We start from the raw sequence: 17,088 nt of genomic DNA, 5'->3' as shown, positions 1-17,088 counted from the left end.
TGCGGCCTTTTTCACATGCGAGAATCAGCAAAAACTGGCAGATGGCCCGCTCCTTGCTGTCAACCCTGCCTGTCTGCCGCACCTGAAAGAATACCGCCGTGAACTCAATCCCACCCATCGCCAAACATGCCCTGGCAGCGCAAATCGAAGCGAATTTGCTGTGTACTGTCGGCGTGGCTTCCCAGGATGCCACGTCCACCGACCTGATGCAGGCGGTAGCCCAAGTGGCGCGCGAGCAGCTGTCGCAGCGATGGGTCGAAACCCAGGCGCGCCAGCGGGCAGAAAAAGCGCGGCGGGTGGTGTACCTGTCGATGGAGTTCCTGATGGGCCGCACGCTGTCCAATGCACTGGCCGCGCTCAACCTGACCAGCGGCGCCGCGCAGGGCTTGATCCAGCACGCCCAGACGCTAGAAGACGTGGCCGACCGCGAGCCCGATGCAGCCCTGGGCAACGGCGGCCTGGGCCGGCTGGCGGCATGCTTTCTCGACTCGATGGCGACGCTGGGCCTGCCCTCGTTCGGCTACGGCATCCGTTATGAATACGGCATGTTCGCGCAGGACATCCAGAATGGCGAGCAGATCGAATACCCCGACCCGTGGCTGCAGGACGGCACGCCATGGGAGTTTCCGCGCGCCGGCATCAGCTACCCAGTGCGCTTTGGCGGCTGGGTCGAGCACCTCAACGGCACGCCCGTCTGGCGCCACGCTGGCGAAGTGGCCGCCAAAGCCTACGACATGGTGGTGCCCGGCCATGGCACCACACATGTCAGCACGCTGCGGCTGTGGAAGGCCGTGGCGCCCGCGCACATCGACCTGAGCGCCTTCAACACCGGCGACTATGTGCGCGCTGCCAGCACCAAGAACGAATTCGAGAACATCTCGTGGGTGCTCTACCCGAATGACAGCACGCCGGCCGGCCGCGAGTTGCGCTTGAAACAAGAGTATTTTTTTGTTGCAGCGTCGATTCAGGACCTGGTCAAGCGCCACCTGGACGAGCACCCGACCCTTGGCAACCTGGCCGAGCAGGTCGCCATTCACCTGAACGACACGCATCCGGCCATCGGCGTGGCCGAGCTGATGCGGCTGCTGTGCGACGAGCACCACATGGCGTGGGCCGACGCCTGGGCGCTGTGCGGCAAGACCTTCTCGTACACCAACCACACCCTGATGCCCGAGGCGCTGGAAACCTGGCCGGTCGCCTTGATACAGCATGTGCTGCCGCGCCACCTAGAAATCATCTTCCGCATCAACAAGGAATTCCTCGAAATGGCGGCGCGCCACCGTCCTGGCGACAACGCGTTTTTGGCGCGGCTGTCGCTGATCGACGAGCACGGCGAGCGACGCGTGCGCATGGCGCACCTGTCGGTGGTGGGCAGCCACCAGGTCAATGGCGTGTCGGCGCTGCATTCGGACTTGCTGGTGCAGACCATCTTTGCCGACTTTGCCGACCTGTGGCCCGAGCGCTTCACCAACATGACCAACGGCGTGACGCCGCGGCGCTGGCTGGCGCAGGCCAACCCGCAGCTTGCAACCTTGCTGGACAGCACGCTGGGCAGGCAGTGGCGGCTCGACCTGGACCAACTCAAGCGGCTGGACGACTACCGCGCCGACGCCGATTTCCAGGGCCGGTTCATGGCCATCAAGCGCGCCAACAAGGCCCGGCTGGCCGCCTACATCGAAAAGACGACCGGCATCGTCGTCAGCCCCGACACCTTGTTCGACGTGCAGGTCAAGCGCATCCACGAGTACAAGCGCCAGCTGCTCAACGTGCTGCATGTGGTGACGCGCTACCAGGCCATATTGGCAAATCCTGAAGCCGACTGGGTGCCGCGCACGGTGATTTTCGCCGGCAAGGCGGCGTCGAGCTACCACACGGCCAAGTCGATCATCCGGCTGATCCACGATGTCGGCAGCGTCATCAACCACGACCCGCGCATTGGCAACAAGCTGAAACTGGTGTTCGTGCCGAACTACGGCGTGTCGGTGGCCGAGGTCATCATGCCGGGCGCTGATTTGTCCGAGCAGATTTCCACCGCCGGCACCGAAGCCTCGGGCACCGGCAACATGAAACTGGCCCTCAACGGCGCGCTGACCATTGGCACCGACGACGGCGCCAACATCGAAATCCGCCAGAACGTGGGCAATGACAACATCTTCATCTTTGGCCTGAAAACGCCCGAAGTGCAGGCGCTGCGGCAAAGCGGCTACCAGCCCCTGCGCCATTACGAAAGCCTGCCAGACCTCAAAAATGTGCTGGATGCGATTGCCGGCGACCAGTTCAGCCCGCAGGAGCCGGGGCGCTACCGCGCGCTGGTCGATTCGCTGCTGTGGGGCGGCGACCATTACCTGCTGCTGGCCGATTACGAGTCGTATGTGGCGACGCAGTTGCGGGTTGATGCGCTGTACCGCGAGCCTGCGCAGTGGTGCGAACGGGCGATTGCCAACGTGGCGGGAATGGGCGTGTTTTCGTCCGACCGGACGATAAGGGAATACGCCCGCCAGATCTGGAACATTGAGCCGGCCGCGCAATGAGCGCGCTTTCCCCGATGCGCCACCCGCCCCCTGCGCCCCTACCTGCGCCATTCCCGCCTTCGCGCGAATGACGGTTTGCCCGCACCCGAGGACCATTCCATGCTGAACCCGCAAGATATTGAACTGATTTGCAGCGCCCGCCACAGCGACCCGTTCTCGGTGCTGGGGCCGCATGCGGACGATGGCGGCGTGTCGATCCGCGCTTTTTTGCCCGGCGCCCGGCGGGTCGAGGTGCTCGATGCCGATTCGGGCCATCCGGTCGGCACGCTGGAGCGGCTGCATCCCGACGGATTTTTTGAAGGCCTGCTGGCGCTGCCGGCGCCCGACGCTTACTGCCTGCAGGTGCAGTGGGACAACTACCAGACCGCCGTGCTCGAAGACCCCTACCGCTTCGGGCCGGTGCTGGGCGACATGGATGTCTGGCTGCTCGGCGAAGGCACGCACCTTCGGCCTTATGAAATCCTGGGTGCCAACGCGCGCAGCCTGGACGGCGTGGACGGCACCAGCTTTGCCGTGTGGGCGCCGCATGCCGCGCGCATCAGCGTGGTGGGCGACTTCAATGCCTGGGACGGCCGGCGCCATCCGATGCGGCTGCGGCGCGAGTGCGGCGTCTGGGAACTGTTCTTGCCCGGCGTGGCGATGGGCGCGAAGTACAAGTTTGAAATCCTGGCCGCCGATGGCCAGGTGCTGCCGGCGCGCGCCGACCCGTATGCGCGCCAGGCCGAACTCCGGCCCGCCACGGCCAGCGTCGTCGCGGGCATGCCGTCGCGCCAGCCGGCGTCCAGCGAGCGCCTTCAGGCCAATGCGCTGGATGCGCCCATCAGCATCTACGAAGTGCATCTGGGCTCGTGGCGGCGCATCACTGATCCGGCGACCGCTGCAGAACGCTGGCTGACCTGGGACGAATTCGCCGACGAACTCGTCCCTTACGCGCTGGACATGGGCTTTACGCACCTGGAGCTGCTGCCCATCAGCGAGCATCCGTTCGACGGCTCCTGGGGTTACCAGCCGATTGGCCTGTATGCGCCCACCTCGCGCTTTGGCGACGCCGACGGGCTGGTGCGCTTCATGGCGCGCTGCCATGAGGCAGGCATCGGCGTGCTGCTCGACTGGGTGCCGGCGCACTTTCCAAGCGACGCGCACGGGCTGGCCCAGTTCGACGGCACGGCGCTGTATGAATATGCCGACCCGCGCGAAGGCTTTCACAAGGACTGGAACACCCTCATCTACAACCTGGGCCGCACCGAGGTGCGCAATTTCCTGGTGGGCAATGCGCTGTACTGGCTGGAGCGCTTTGGCGTCGATGGCCTGCGCGTCGATGCGGTGGCCTCCATGCTCTACCGCGACTACAGCCGCCAGCCCGGCGAATGGATTCCGAACATTCACGGCGGGCGCGAAAACCTAGAAACCATCGAATTTTTGAAGCGCATGAACGAGGTGATCGTGCAGGAGCGCCCGCAGGCCGTCACCATGGCCGAGGAATCGACCTCGTTTCCCAATGTGTCGCGCCCGACCTCGGCCGGCGGGCTGGGTTTTCAGTACAAATGGAACATGGGCTGGATGCACGACACGCTGCAGTACATCGCGCGCGACCCGGTGCATCGCCAGCACCATCAGGACGAGATGACCTTCGGCCTGAGCTACGCCTTCAGCGAAAACTTCGTGCTGCCGATCTCGCACGACGAGGTCGTTCACGGCAAAGGCTCGCTGCTGGGCAAGATGCCGGGCGACCCGTGGCAGCAATACGCCAACCTGCGCGCCTACCTGGGCTTCATGTGGGGCCACCCCGGCAAGAAGCTGCTGTTCATGGGCTGCGAATTCGCGCAGGCCCGCGAATGGAACCACGACCGCAGCCTGGACTGGCATCTGCTGGACGATGAACGGCATGTGGGCGTGCAGCGGCTGGTGCGCGATTTGAACCGGCTCTACCGAAGCGCGCCGGCGCTGTTTCAGCTTGACTTCGTGCCCGCCGGTTTTCAATGGATGGACCATCAGGATGCAGCGCATTCGGTGCTGGCCTTCGTGCGGCGCGGCCTTGATGCACGCAGCTTCATGCTGGTGGCTTGCAACTTCACGCCCACGGCGCAAACCGCTTACCGCATCGGCGTGCCCGAGCCCGGCGAATACCGCGAACGGCTCAACACCGACTCGGCCCATTACGGCGGCAGCAACCTCGGCACGCCACTGGGCGCCGCCACGGCAGAGCCACTGCCCTGGCACGGCCAGCCGCACTCCGTCCTGCTGACACTACCGCCGCTGGCCACAGTTTTTCTGGAATGGACCGCATGAACACAATTGACCAACTTTTGCCCGGCAAGCCCTGGCCACTGGGCGCCCACTGGGACGGCCAGGGCGTGAACTTTGCCGTCTTTTCAGCCCATGCCTCGGCCATCGAGCTGTGCCTGTTTGATGAGGCCGGCACGCTGCAAACGCGCTGCGAATGCCTGCCCGGCCACACCGACGACATCTGGCACGGCTACCTGCCGAATGCCGCGCCGGGCCTGATCTACGGCCTGCGCGCGCAAGGCGAGTGGCAGCCCGAACACGGCCACTATTTCAATCCGAACAAGCTGCTGCTCGACCCCTATGCCCGCGAAGTGGTGGGCATATTCGAATGGCGCGATGAAAACTTTCCCTATGTCCACCCCAGCCCGCCGGAGACACCGCCCGAGCAGCCGCCTGCCATGGACGGCCGCGACAACGCGCCATGGGCGCTGAAAGCACGGGTGGTGCAGGAGGACAGCTTTGACTGGTCAGGCGACCAGTCGCCCGGCGTGCTGCTGCCTGACACGGTGCTCTACGAGGCCCACGTCAAGGGCTTTTCCAGGCGCAACCCGGCGGTACCCGAAGCCTTGCGCGGCAGTTATGCCGGCCTGGCCGATCCGGCGTCGCTGGCGCACCTCAAGCGCCTGGGCGTGACCAGCGTCAGCCTGCTGCCGGTGCATTACGCGCTGGACGAGGAGCGGCTGGCCGGCATGGGCTTGAGCAATTACTGGGGCTACAACTCGCTGGCCTTCTTTGCGCCCAGCACCCGGCTGGCGTCGCAGCAGGGCGGCGTGAATCCGCGCGACGAATTCCGCGCCATGGTCAAGGCGCTGCATGCCGAGGGCCTGGAAGTCATTCTGGACGTGGTGTACAACCACACGGCTGAGGCCGATGGCGGCGGCCCGTGCATCAGCTTTCGCGGCCTGGACAATGCCAGTTACTACCGCCTCAGCCCGGAGCCGCCGGTCGGCTTCGAGAACCACAGCGGCTGCGGCAACACGCTGGACATTCGCCAGCCCCGGGTACTGCAGCTGGTGATGGACAGCCTGCGCTACTGGGTGCAGAGCATGCATGTCGATGGTTTCCGCTTCGACCTGGCGCCGGTGCTGGGCCGGAGCAGCGAAGGCTTCGAGCGGGATGGCGCATTTTTCACCGCCGTGGCGCAGGACCCGGTGCTCTCAACGGTCAAGATGATTGCCGAGCCGTGGGACATCGGCCCCGGCGGCTACCAGGTGGGCGGTTTTGCCAAAGGCTGGCTGGAGTGGAACGACCATTTCCGCGACGGCATGCGCAGCTTCTGGCTGCAGACGGGCGAGCAGGCCACCTCGCTAGGCGACTTCGCCAAGCGCCTGTGCGGCTCGGCTGATCTTTACCAGGGCAGCGGGCGGCCGCCCAGCACTTCGGTCAACTACCTGGTGTCGCACGACGGCTTTACCCTGGCGGATCTGGTCAGCCACAACGAGCGCCACAACGAGGCCAACGGCGAGGACAACCGCGACGGCCACGGCAACAACCTGAGCAACAACTGCGGCGCCGAAGGCCCGACCGACGACGAACACATCAACGAACTGCGTGGCCACATGCAGCGCGCCCTGCTGGCCACCACGCTGCTGGCGCAGGGTACGCCGATGCTGTGCGCGGGCGACGAACTCGGCCACAGCCAGCAAGGCAACAACAACCCGTATTGCCAGGACAACGAGATCACCTGGATCGACTGGGCAAAAGCCGACGACGACCTGATCGACTTCACCGCCTGGGTGCTGTCACTGCGCCGCCAGCTGCTGCCGTTTGGCAACCACTGGTACAGCGGGCTGAGCGACACGCTTGGCCTGCACGACCTGCACTGGCGGCAAGCCAGCGGCGAAGCGCTGGAGGGCGACGACTGGGGCAATCCGGACCAGCGGCTGCTCGGCTGCCTGATCGGCCAGCCGGGCCGGGCCAAGGCGCCGCTGCTGCTGCTGGTCAACCCGGAGGTTGAAGCCCATGACGTGCTGCTGCCCGCCGGCGTCTGGCAGGCGGTGCTGGACACCAGCCATCCGCGCGGCCTGACGCGCTGGCAGGGACAGGGCGAGGCGCCCTTTGCGCTGGCCGCGCACAGCCTGGTGCTGCTGGTCGCCGCCGGCACCGAGCTGCGTTGCTAGAAAAAATCCCTCTGGACTTCCCTCACGGCCTTCAGTAAATCCGCAAACTGATGATTGAATTTGCTACTGAATTCATAGCTGCTTGCGCATACCCGACGTGCGCAAGTGGCCTGTTTGATGCTTGAAAACCGCTTGCTGGCCACGATGCGCGACGAATACGCCGCCAGCATTTTTTAAGGGACCACCCCCATGACCTTTCCCCGCGCCAGCGGCGTGCTGCTGCACCCGACTTCCCTGCCCGGCCCGCACGGCTGCGGCGACCTGGGACCGGCCGCTTTCCACTTCGTGGACTGGCTGGTCACGGCAAAGCAAACGCTCTGGCAGATTTTGCCGCTGGGCGGCATCGGCCCCGGCAACTCGCCCTACATGAGCAGTTCGGCCTTTGCCGGCAACCTGCTGCTGATCGACCTGGCCGAATTGCAGCAGCACGGCTGGCTGGACGACGCCGACCTGCAGCCGGACGCCCGCTTCAGCGAAGCCCGCGTTGACTTTGGCGCCGTCGTGCCGTGGCGCATGGCGCGGCTGCAAAAAGCTGCCGCCTGCTTTGCACGCCACATCAGCGCCGCCGACCAGGCAGACTTTGCCGACTTCTGCCTGCACCACGCCGGCTGGCTGGAAGACTACGCGCTGTTCATGACGCTGGATGAACAGCATGGCGGGCGCGACTGGAGCGACTGGCCGGCGCCATTGGCCAGGCGCGCGCCGCAAGCCCTGCAAGAGGCCGGCGCCGCGCAGGCCGAACGCATTGCCTTCTGGAAATTCAGCCAGTGGTGTTTTTACCGGCAATGGAAAAAGCTGCGCGCCCATGCCAACGAACGCGGCGTGAAGATCGTCGGCGACGCGCCCATCTTCATCGCCTACCAGAGCGCCGAGGTCTGGGCACGCCAGGAACTGTTCGAGCTGGATGCCGACGGCCGGGCCACGGTGATTGCCGGCGTGCCGCCCGACTATTTCAGCGCCACCGGCCAGCGCTGGGGCAACCCGCTGTACCGCTGGAGCGCGCATGCGGCCGAAGGCTACGCCTGGTGGATCGAGCGCGTGCGGCGCATTTTCGAGCTGGTGGACATCGTGCGCATCGACCATTTCCGGGGGTTTGCCGGCTACTGGGAAATCCCGGCCAGCGAACCCACCGCCATCCGGGGCCGCTGGGTGCCCGGCCCCGGCGCGGCGCTGTTCCAGGCGATTGAAGCGGCGCTGGGCGCGTTGCCCATCATTGCCGAAGACCTGGGGCAAATCACGCCCGACGTGGACGCCTTGCGCCATGAATTCAGCCTGCCCGGCATGCGGATTTTGCAGTTTGCGTTCAATGAGGACGGCGACAACACCAATGCCTACCTGCCGCACAACTACGACAGCAACACCGTCGTGTACACCGGCACCCACGACAACAACACCACGCAAGGCTGGTGGGCCGAGGCCTCGCCCGCGATGCGCCAACAGGTGCTCGACTACCTGGGAACGGGTGACGGCCACGACATCCACTGGCAACTGATCCGCGCCGCCAGCGCCAGCGTTGCCGACACGGTGATCCATCCCTTGCAGGACGTGCTGGGCCTGGGCAGCGAACACCGGATGAACCGGCCCGGCCAGGGCGAAAGCCACTGGGAATGGCGCTTCAGCTGGGCGCAAGTGCAGCCGGAGCATGCCGAGCAGCTGGCCCGGTTTGGCAGCCTCTACCGGCGCGGGTGACGGGCCGCCCGGGCCGTCAAGCCGCGCGTTGACAGGTCCGGAAACGGCCAGTCGCCATCCCGTGCGCGCCGTATCATCGCCGCATGACGACGCAAAACACCCGGCTCGCCGACGACGACTGCTACCTCGCGCTGAAGGCGAAGGACGCGCGTTTTGACGGCCGCTTCTTCACCGGCGTGCTATCGACCGGCATCTACTGCCGGCCGGTGTGCAATGTCAAGACACCGCTGCGCAAGAACTGCCGTTTCTTCAGCCATGCAGCGCAGGCCGAAAGCGCGGGTTTCCGGCCCTGCCTGCGCTGCCGGCCCGAGCTGGCGCCGCATTCGGTGCATTGGTCGATCCAGGATGCGTCGTTCATCCTGGCGCACCAGGCCGCCCGCCTTCTGGATGCACCGGACAGCTGGACCGATGAAGCCGCGTCGATCGAAAAGCTGGCCGCGCGCCTGGGCGTCAGCAGCCGCCATCTGCGGCGAATCTTCGAGGCCCAGTTTGGCGTATCGCCATTGCAGTACCTTCAAACCCGGCGCCTGCTGACGGCCAAGCAGTTGCTGGCCGATACCGACATGCCCGTCACGCAGGTGGCGCTGGTCAGCGGCTTTGCCAGCGTGCGCCGTTTCAATGCCGCGTTCGTGCAGCATTACCGGCTCAATCCAAGCCAGATGCGGCGGCAGCAAGCCCGGCCGCAGCCTGAAGGCATCACCGTACGCCTGGGCTACCGCCCGCCTTACGACGTGCCGGCCATGCTGGCATTTATCGAAAGGCACTGCATCAACGCTATTGAATTCATAGCTACTGATGCCGATCAAACATGCGTAGGAAGAACATTTGGCATCGAATCGGGCGGAAAAGCACACGCTGGCTGGCTGCTCGCCCGTTTTGACGAGGCGCGCAGCCAGCTGGTCTTGCAGGTGAGTGATTCGCTGCGCGAGGTGCTGCCGCTGGTGATCCGCCGGGTGCGCGGGCTGTTTGACCTGGACGCCGACCCGGCGGCCATCAACAGCGTGCTGCACGCCAGCTTTCCCGGTGGCGACGGGCTGCGCGTTCCCGGCGCGCTCGACGGATTTGAGCTGGCCGTGCGGGCGGTGCTGGGCCAGCAGGTCACCGTGGCGGCGGCGCGAACACTGGCGCAGCGCCTGGTGGACCGATTCGGCGAACCGGTTAAAACGCCGTGGCCGCTGTTGACCCGGCTGTTTCCCGCGCCCGCCGTGCTGGCCGATGCCAGCAGCGATGCGCTGGGCCAGCTGGGCATCGTCAGGCAGCGCCAGGCGGCCATCGTCGGCATTGCCCGGGGGGTGGCCGACAGGCGGCTGGAACTGAACGGCGGCGCCGATGTCAACGCAACGATTGCCCAGCTGAAGGAACTGCCCGGCATTGGCGACTGGACCGCGCAGTACATCGCCCTGCGCGCGCTGCGCTGGCCCGATGCGTTTCCGGCCGGCGATGTGGCGCTGCATAAAATGCTGGGCGTGCAGGCACTCAAGGCGCCGGCCCGGGAAGCCGAAAAGGCTTCGCTGGCCTGGAAACCATGGCGCAGCTACGCCGTCATTCGCGCCTGGAGCGGCTTGCTGGTGGCAGCGCCGCCCATGCCGCCGTCACCGGAAAAACCATAAACGCTATCAAACCAATAGCTGCCAGCGCCCGTGCAGTCTGCGCAAAGCCCTTAAAACATCATGAATTTTGGCGATTTCCCCCGCCCGCAAGCCCGCAAGCAAACCAGAGACACGCCCCAGGAGACCCTCATGAAATTCGACACCTCCACCGTTCAAACCACCGTTCCCAGCCCGCTCGGGCCCATCGTCATCGCGGCCACGGACAGAGGACTGGCCGGACTCTGGTTTGCCGAAAACCAGCGCTACCTGCCGCCTGAACTGACGGGCACGGCAGCCTGGCCCGAAGACGTAAATCATCCGGTTCTGCAGCAAGCCAGCGAGCAGCTTGGCGAATATTTCGCCGGCCGGCGCAGCCAGTTCGAGCTGCCGCTGGACCTGGGCTGCGGCACCGCGTTCCAGCAATCGGTGTGGCAGGCGCTGCTCGACATTCCCCAGGGCGAAGTCACCAGCTACGGCGAAATCAGCCGGCGCATCGGCAAGCCGGCAGCCGTGCGGGCGGTGGGCGGCGCCATCGGGCGAAACCCGGTCAGCATCATCGTGCCCTGCCACCGGGTGACGGGCAGCAGTGGCGCGCTGACCGGCTACGCCGGCGGGCTGGACCGCAAGACCGCCTTGCTCCGGCTTGAAGGCGCACTGGCGGAGAGTCTGCTTTGAGTGCCCGGCCTTCTGCCCTGCAAGCACCCGCCGCGGCCGGCATGGCCAAAGCAGGCAAGAGCTGGCTGTCCGACTTCGTGCTGCTGGCGGCCATCTGGGGTTCGTCCTTTCTCTTCATGCGCCTGGGCGCCGTCGAGTTTGGACCGCTGCCGACCGCCGCCGTACGGGTGACGATAGCGGCGCTGTTTTTACTGCCGCTGGTCTGGCTGCGCGGCTTGCTGCCCGTGCTGCAGAAACACTGGAAGCGGATTTTTTTCATCGGCCTGCTCAATTCGGGTATTCCGTTTGCCTGCTTTTCGTTTGCGCTGCTGTCCATCAGCACCGGACTGGCCTCGATCCTGAATGCCACCGTGCCGATGTTCGGCGCGCTGATTGCCTGGCTCTGGCTCAAGGACAAACCAACCGCCTGGCGTATCGCAGGGCTGGTCATCGGCTTCGCCGGCGTCGCGCTGCTGGCGTGGGACCAGGCCAGCTTCAAGCCCAACGCTTCGGGCGTGGCGCCGGGCTGGGCCGTGCTGGCGTGCCTGCTGGCCTGTGTTTGCTACGGTATTTCGGCCAGCTACACCAAACGCTATCTTTCCGGCTTGCCGCCGCTGGTGACGGCTGCCGGCAGCCAGATAGGCGCCACGCTGGGCTTGTTGCTGCCGGCCTTGTGGCTGTGGCCGGCGCGCATGCCGGGTGCTTCGGCCTGGCTGGCGCTGCTGGCGGTCGGCGTGGTCTGCACCGGCATTGCCTACATCCTGTTTTTCAGGCTGATTGAAAACGCCGGCCCGGCGCGCGCGCTGTCGGTGACGTTTGTGGTTCCTGTGTTTGCAGTGTTCTACGGCGTGCTGTTTCTGGGCGAATCGGTCACGCCGTGGATGGTGGGCTGCGCTGCAGTCATTGTTTGCGGCACGGCGCTGTCCACCGGCCTGCTCCAGCCAGGACGCCAGCGCGCCTTGCTGCGCTGAGCTATTGCAACACGCCGGCCACCACGTTGATGCTGAGCGCCAGCACCAGCATGTTGAAGCCGAACGACAGCACACTGTGCACCAGCGTGAGCCGGCGCATCTCGCGCGAGGTGACCTGCACGTCGGACACCTGCGAAGTCATGCCGACCACATGCGCGTAGTACAGAAAATCAAAATAGTCCGGGTCCTGCCCGCCCGGAAACTGCAGGCCCGGTCCATCGGGCTCTTTCAGCTTTTCCTCCTGGTAATAACGATGGGCATAGCGAAACGCAAAAATCGTCTGGATGAACAGCCACGAGGCGATCAGCGCCACCACCGACAGCGCGAGATGAAGCGCACGCGTCGTCCCAGAGAATGCTTTGCCCTGCTGCATCATGACCACGATGGCGGCCACGCAGGCCATCGTGGCCAGCAGCATCAGCAAAAACAGCACCACGCTGGGTTCGTCCTGCGCCTGCGCCCGCTCGCGGGTTTGCTGGGCATCGAAGCGCTCGCAAAGCCACCATGCCAGCGCCAGGTAAACCGCCACGCCGATGCTCCAGCCCAGCAGTCCGCGAAACTGCCAGACCAGCGGCAGCGGCAGCGCAGCACTTGCCAGGCCCGCAAGCAGGCCGTACATCAGTCGCTGCGGGCCGGTGGTTTCCGAAAGATGGTGACGCATGGCGCCATTGTGCAGCCCCGCAGCAGCGGACAATAATCGATATTCCCATTCGCCAGACCCAGGCTGCCCATGTCGTTCAAGAAACATCCCAGAAAAGTCCATATCGCCCGCCAGGGAGTGTTTTATTCGCTGGTCCTGTGCGGTGTGATCCTGCTGCTGGGCGGCTTTGGCTTCTGGATGCTGGACCCGGGTGTGCATACGATGGCCGAAGGCCTGTGGCTTGCATTCACCACGGCGGCCACGGTGGGTTATGGCGATGTGGTGCCCAGCACGCATGCGTCGCGCATGTTCGCCGTCATCGTGGTGCTTCTGGGGCTGGCCGTGCTCTCGCTGGCCACGGCTTCGCTGGCGGCGATCTTCGTCGAGAAGGATGTCGAGGAAGGCGAAGAACTGCGGATCGAGCACGAACTGATGCACGAGATCAGGCAGCTGCGCGAGGAAGTCCAGGCGCTGCGCGTCGAAATCCAGCGCGAAAAATCCGGCCAGCCCTGATGGATAAAGGCGGATATTCCCGGAAAACAAGGGTTTTTCATCCCAATCCCACGCCTTCTCGACGGGCCATTCAACCGATTGAACAATGGACGCACTGAACGCCCCCGATAAGCTGGATCACCTGGATAAGCTGGCGCCGCAGTTGACGCCTCGTGGCCACCTGCTGGCTACGGCCCAGGACGATGCGCCGCCGCTGGCGCCGCAGGTCAGACAGGAACTGCATGACGCTTTTGCGCTGGGCAGCGGGCATGGCCTGCTGCTGCTGGGAACCAGGCTCGTCGGCCAGGCCCTGCCGCCGGCCTGGGCCTGGTGGCGCGCCGTGGCAACGCGCTATGTGACCGCCCTGTGCGCCGTGCCCGAGAACGCCAGGATCGAGCTTGACACGCCCGATGCCGCAGCGTTTGACGCCCTGATCGCCGACCTGCCGCCCATGACCGGCGCCGAGTATGTGACCGCCGAAGGGCTGGCTGAGTTGTGGAACGAGATGGACGCCGCCCTGAAGCAGGAACTGGCAGCGGCCGGGTTGCCGCTGCAGGCCTTTCTCAAATCGCGCCACCCGGCCTGGAACCTGGTCGGCCGCGTGCATTTCAACCTGGCGGAAAACCGCAAGGACCCTGAAGCGCCCTTCGCCTTCCTGGCCACCTACACCGCGCGCCTGTCGGCCCACGGCTCGGCACAGCACCAGCCACTGTCGCAAGCGCTGGCGGAGTTTTCGGGCGGCAAGAGCCGGGCACAACTGCTGTCGCTGCTGCTGCCGGTGCAGCGCGCGGCCGAACACTGCGGCTGGCTGCGCGAGATGGTCGAGGCCGGCGACATTTACCATCCGCTGCGCTGGACCGCGCTGGACGCCTTTCGATTCCTGTCCGACCTGCCGCAACTGGAAGCCGCCGGCATCATCGTGCGAACGCCGAAGGTCTGGAAAGCGGGCAAACCGCTGCGCCCGGTGGTCAAGGCCAGTGTCGGCACGCGCCCGCCGTCGCTGCTGGGCCAGGATGCGCTGCTGGACTTCAGCATGCAGGTCTGCCTTGACGGCGAGGACCTGAACGATGCTGAAATTGAGGCGCTGCTGCAGCGCGGCGATGGCCTGCAGTTCATTCGCGGACGCTGGGTCGAGGTCGATCACAAGGCCATCGGCCGCCTGCTGGCGCGCTTCAAGGCGATTGAAGCAGCCGCCGAAAACGGCCTGCCCTTTGCCCAGGCCATGCGGCTGCTGGCCGGCGCTTCGCTTGACGAAAGCGGCCAGCCGCTGGACGCCGACTGGTCGGAACTGGCCGCCGGCCCGTGGCTGGCCGACACCCTGGCCGGGCTGCGGCGTCCGGAGGGCCTGGCGCAGGTCGATCCCGGGCCGGAACTCCAGGCCACCTTGCGGCCCTACCAGCAAGCCGGGGTGCGCTGGCTGTACCTGCTGACCCGGCTCGGTCTCGGGGCTTGCCTGGCCGACGACATGGGGCTGGGCAAGACGATTCAGGTGCTGGCGCTGCTGCTGGTGCTCAAGCGCGAAAATGCCGGCCCGCAACGCCCCAGCCTGCTGGTCGCGCCGGCCTCGCTGCTGGCCAACTGGGCGGCCGAGGCCGAGCGCTTCGCTCCGGGCCTGCGCCTGCTGGTGGCCCACCCGTCGGCCATGCTACCTGCCGATTTCAAGGCGCTGGATGCTGCGCGACTGGAGGACGTTGATCTGGTCATCACCAGCTACGGCTCGTTGCTGCGCCAGCCGGTGCTGCAGGATTTTGACTGGCGGCTGGCCGTCATTGACGAGGCGCAGGCGATCAAGAATCCGGGCGCCAAACAAACGCGGCAGGTCAAGAACATCAAGGCGCAGTCGCGCATTGCCCTGACCGGAACGCCGGTCGAAAACCGCCTGTCCGATTTGTGGTCGATTTTCGACTTCACCCATCCCGGCCTGCTGGGCACGGACAAGGTGTTTGCCAGGTTCACCAGGCGGCTGGCCGCAGCCGAGCATTTCGGCCCCTTGCGCGCGCTGGTCCAGCCTTACATCCTGCGTCGCCTGAAGACCGACAAGCGGGTGATCAGCGACCTGCCCGACAAGACCGAACTCAAGGCCTGGTGCCTGCTGAGTCCGGTACAGGCAGCGCTCTACCAGCAGTCGGTGCGAGACCTGTCCGATGCGCTCGAAGACGCCGAAGGCATAGGCCGCAAGGGTGTGGTGCTGTCCTTTTTGATGCGCTTCAAGCAGATCTGCAACCATCCTTCGCAATGGCTGGGCGACGGCGCCTGGAAAGCGCCCGACAGCGGCAAGTTCGCCCGCCTGAAGGAGCTGGCCGAGGTGATCGCCGCCAAACAGGAAAAAGTGCTGGTCTTCACCCAGTTCCGCGAAACCACCGAGCCGCTGGCCGCTTTCCTGGGCAGCATCTTTGGCCGCGAAGGTTTGGTGCTGCATGGCGGCACGCCGGTGGCCAAGCGCCGCGAACTGGTCAGGCGCTTTCAGGAAGACGAGCAGACGCCGTTTTTCGTGCTGTCGCTCAAGGCCGGCGGTGCGGGCCTGAACCTGACGGCGGCGTCGCATGTGATTCACTTTGACCGCTGGTGGAACCCGGCCGTGGAAAACCAGGCCACCGACCGCGCCTTTCGCATCGGCCAGCAGCGCAACGTGCTGGTCCATAAATTCATCTGCCGGGGCACGGTGGAAGACCGCATCGACCAGCTGATTGAATCCAAGCAGCAACTGGTCCGGGATGTGCTGGAAGGCGGCGCCGAACTGCTGCTGACCGAGATGAGCGACCGCGAATTGCTAGATCTGGTCAGGCTCGACATTCACGCCGCGCAGGAAAACTGATCGCCAAGGAGGAGAAAAAATGAGTGATGACAACTACGGATGGCCAGCTTATATGCCAATCGCCGAGCGGCGCGCGAAAGCCGAAAAAGCCGCCGCCAAGGCGAAAAAAGCCGGTGCCCTCTTGACGCCGATTGCGCCTTTTCGCGGCGCCTTTGCCAAGACCTTCTGGGGCAAGGCCTGGTGCGACAACCTCGCGAACTACAGCGATTACGCCAATCGTTTGCCGCGTGGCAGCAGCTATGTGCGCAACGGTTCGGTGATTGACCTGCAGGTCACGCCCGGCGAGGTCCGGGCGCAGGTGATGGGCTCCAGCCTGTACAAAGTCTCTGTCAGCGTGACGGCCGTTCCTGAAAAGCAGTGGAAAACCATCTGCACCGATTGTTCGGGCTCGATTGATTCGCTGGTCGAGTTGCTGCAGGGCAAGCTGTCGAATGCGGTGATGGAGCGCATCTGCAAGCGGGGCACCGGGCTTTTCCCCTCACCCAAAGAAATCACCTTCGACTGCAGTTGCCCGGATTACGCATCCATGTGCAAGCATGTCGCCGCCGTGTTGTATGGCATAGGCACCCGCCTTGACCAACAGCCGGAAGTGCTTTTCAGCCTGCGCCGGGTGGATGCCAAGGAACTGGTCCAGCAAGCAGAAGTGGGCCTGAAGCCTTCGACCAAGCGCATGGCGCCGGGTAAGGTGCTCGACGACGCGCTGCTGGGGGATATGTTCGGTATCGAAATGACCGACGCTGCACCGCCTGTCAAACCTGCAACCGTCAGGGTTGCTGCAAAGAAAGCCATGAAACCGGCCCCTCCAGCACCACGGAAAACGACGCTGGCGGCAAAAACGGCCATTGATAAAAAAACGGCTGCCGGCCAGGTGCTTGCTGAACCGCCGGAAAAACTGAAAAAAGCCTCAACCAGCAAAGTCGCTATTGCCGCAACACAGGTGGCGACTTCACCGGCAACGCCAAAAACCAGCCCAGTTGCCAAAAAGCGCGCGCATCCGGCCAAGGTAAAAGCCAATCGCACATGAAAAAGCCGCTGCAACCCATGGTTTGCAGCGGCTTTTCAAATGACTGGCGGAGCGGACGGGACTCGAACCCGCGACCCCCGGCGTGACAGGCCGGTATTCTAACCAACTGAACTACCACTCCTGGTAGCCGGGCGTTCACTCTTGCGAGCCAAGTGCCTGACAAACTTGTGCTTCTTTTCTTCGCCTTGCGGCAAGGAAATTTGGCGACCCTACGGGGATTCGAACCCCGGTACCTACCGTGAAAGGGTAGTGTCCTAGGCCTCTAGACGATGGGGTC

General features: G+C 64.9%; 11 protein-coding genes and 2 tRNA genes. 10 read left to right on the top strand and 3 right to left on the bottom strand.

Annotated features, from left to right (window positions below; translation table 11 throughout):
* Positions 1 to 98: 98 nt before the first annotated feature.
* The 7 genes from GZ092_RS17535 to GZ092_RS17505 all read left to right on the top strand — a co-directional run bounded on the left by GZ092_RS17535 (position 99) and on the right by GZ092_RS17505 (position 11,840).
* Complete coding sequence (locus GZ092_RS17535; RefSeq protein WP_293638291.1) at positions 99 to 2,531, top strand: glycogen/starch/alpha-glucan phosphorylase; 2,433 nt, start codon at positions 99 to 101, stop codon at positions 2,529 to 2,531.
* A gap of 99 nt (positions 2,532 to 2,630) precedes the next feature.
* A complete protein-coding gene (glgB, locus tag GZ092_RS17530; protein ID WP_293638290.1) occupies positions 2,631 to 4,820 on the top strand; it encodes a 1,4-alpha-glucan branching protein GlgB in 2,190 nt (729 codons plus the stop codon).
* Entirely contained in the window at positions 4,817 to 6,937 is a 2,121-nt protein-coding gene (gene glgX, locus GZ092_RS17525) for a glycogen debranching protein GlgX (protein ID WP_293638289.1), read from the top strand. Before glgB ends, glgX begins: the two co-directional genes overlap by 4 nt.
* 189 nt (positions 6,938 to 7,126) lie before the next feature.
* On the top strand, positions 7,127 to 8,626 hold the full coding sequence (malQ, locus tag GZ092_RS17520; protein WP_293638287.1) for a 4-alpha-glucanotransferase: 1,500 nt from the start codon (positions 7,127 to 7,129) through the stop codon (positions 8,624 to 8,626).
* Positions 8,627 to 8,709: 83 nt separating this feature from the next.
* A complete protein-coding gene (locus tag GZ092_RS17515; protein WP_293638286.1) occupies positions 8,710 to 10,236 on the top strand; it encodes a DNA-3-methyladenine glycosylase 2 family protein in 1,527 nt (508 codons plus the stop codon).
* A 129-nt stretch (positions 10,237 to 10,365) separates the two neighbouring features.
* Positions 10,366 to 10,890 (top strand): methylated-DNA--[protein]-cysteine S-methyltransferase, encoded by a 525-nt coding sequence (locus GZ092_RS17510; protein ID WP_293638285.1) that lies wholly within the window; start codon positions 10,366 to 10,368, stop codon positions 10,888 to 10,890.
* Positions 10,891 to 10,931: 41 nt separating this feature from the next.
* Positions 10,932 to 11,840: an EamA family transporter gene (locus tag GZ092_RS17505; protein ID WP_293638318.1), complete on the top strand. Its 909-nt coding sequence runs from the start codon at positions 10,932 to 10,934 to the stop codon at positions 11,838 to 11,840.
* Position 11,841: 1 nt separating this feature from the next.
* Here the strand turns inward: GZ092_RS17505 and GZ092_RS17500 are convergent, their stop codons facing one another.
* Positions 11,842 to 12,501 carry a DUF1345 domain-containing protein gene (locus tag GZ092_RS17500; protein ID WP_293638283.1) on the bottom strand — a complete coding sequence of 220 codons (660 nt, stop codon included), beginning with the start codon at positions 12,499 to 12,501 and terminating at the stop codon, positions 11,842 to 11,844.
* 69 nt (positions 12,502 to 12,570) lie between these two features.
* Here GZ092_RS17500 and GZ092_RS17495 point away from each other — a divergent pair, with 69 nt between their 5' ends.
* From GZ092_RS17495 to GZ092_RS17485, 3 genes are all read left to right on the top strand, one after another.
* Positions 12,571 to 12,993, top strand: coding sequence for a potassium channel family protein (locus GZ092_RS17495; RefSeq protein ID WP_293638282.1), 423 nt, complete (start codon positions 12,571 to 12,573; stop codon positions 12,991 to 12,993).
* 85 nt (positions 12,994 to 13,078) lie between these two features.
* Positions 13,079 to 15,787 carry a DEAD/DEAH box helicase gene (locus GZ092_RS17490; RefSeq protein ID WP_293638281.1) on the top strand — a complete coding sequence of 903 codons (2,709 nt, stop codon included), beginning with the start codon at positions 13,079 to 13,081 and terminating at the stop codon, positions 15,785 to 15,787.
* 19 nt (positions 15,788 to 15,806) lie between these two features.
* Positions 15,807 to 16,811: an SWIM zinc finger family protein gene (locus GZ092_RS17485; RefSeq protein WP_293638280.1), complete on the top strand. Its 1,005-nt coding sequence runs from the start codon at positions 15,807 to 15,809 to the stop codon at positions 16,809 to 16,811.
* A gap of 44 nt (positions 16,812 to 16,855) precedes the next feature.
* Here GZ092_RS17485 and GZ092_RS17480 read toward each other — a convergent pair.
* Positions 16,856 to 16,932 (bottom strand) — tRNA-Asp (locus GZ092_RS17480).
* 80 nt (positions 16,933 to 17,012) lie between these two features.
* Positions 17,013 to 17,088 (bottom strand) — tRNA-Glu (locus GZ092_RS17475).

Source organism: Polaromonas sp. (assembly GCF_010365105.1).
Taxonomy (GTDB): Bacteria; Pseudomonadota; Gammaproteobacteria; order Burkholderiales; family Burkholderiaceae_C; genus Polaromonas.
This window is presented reverse-complemented; position numbering and strand designations above follow the sequence as displayed.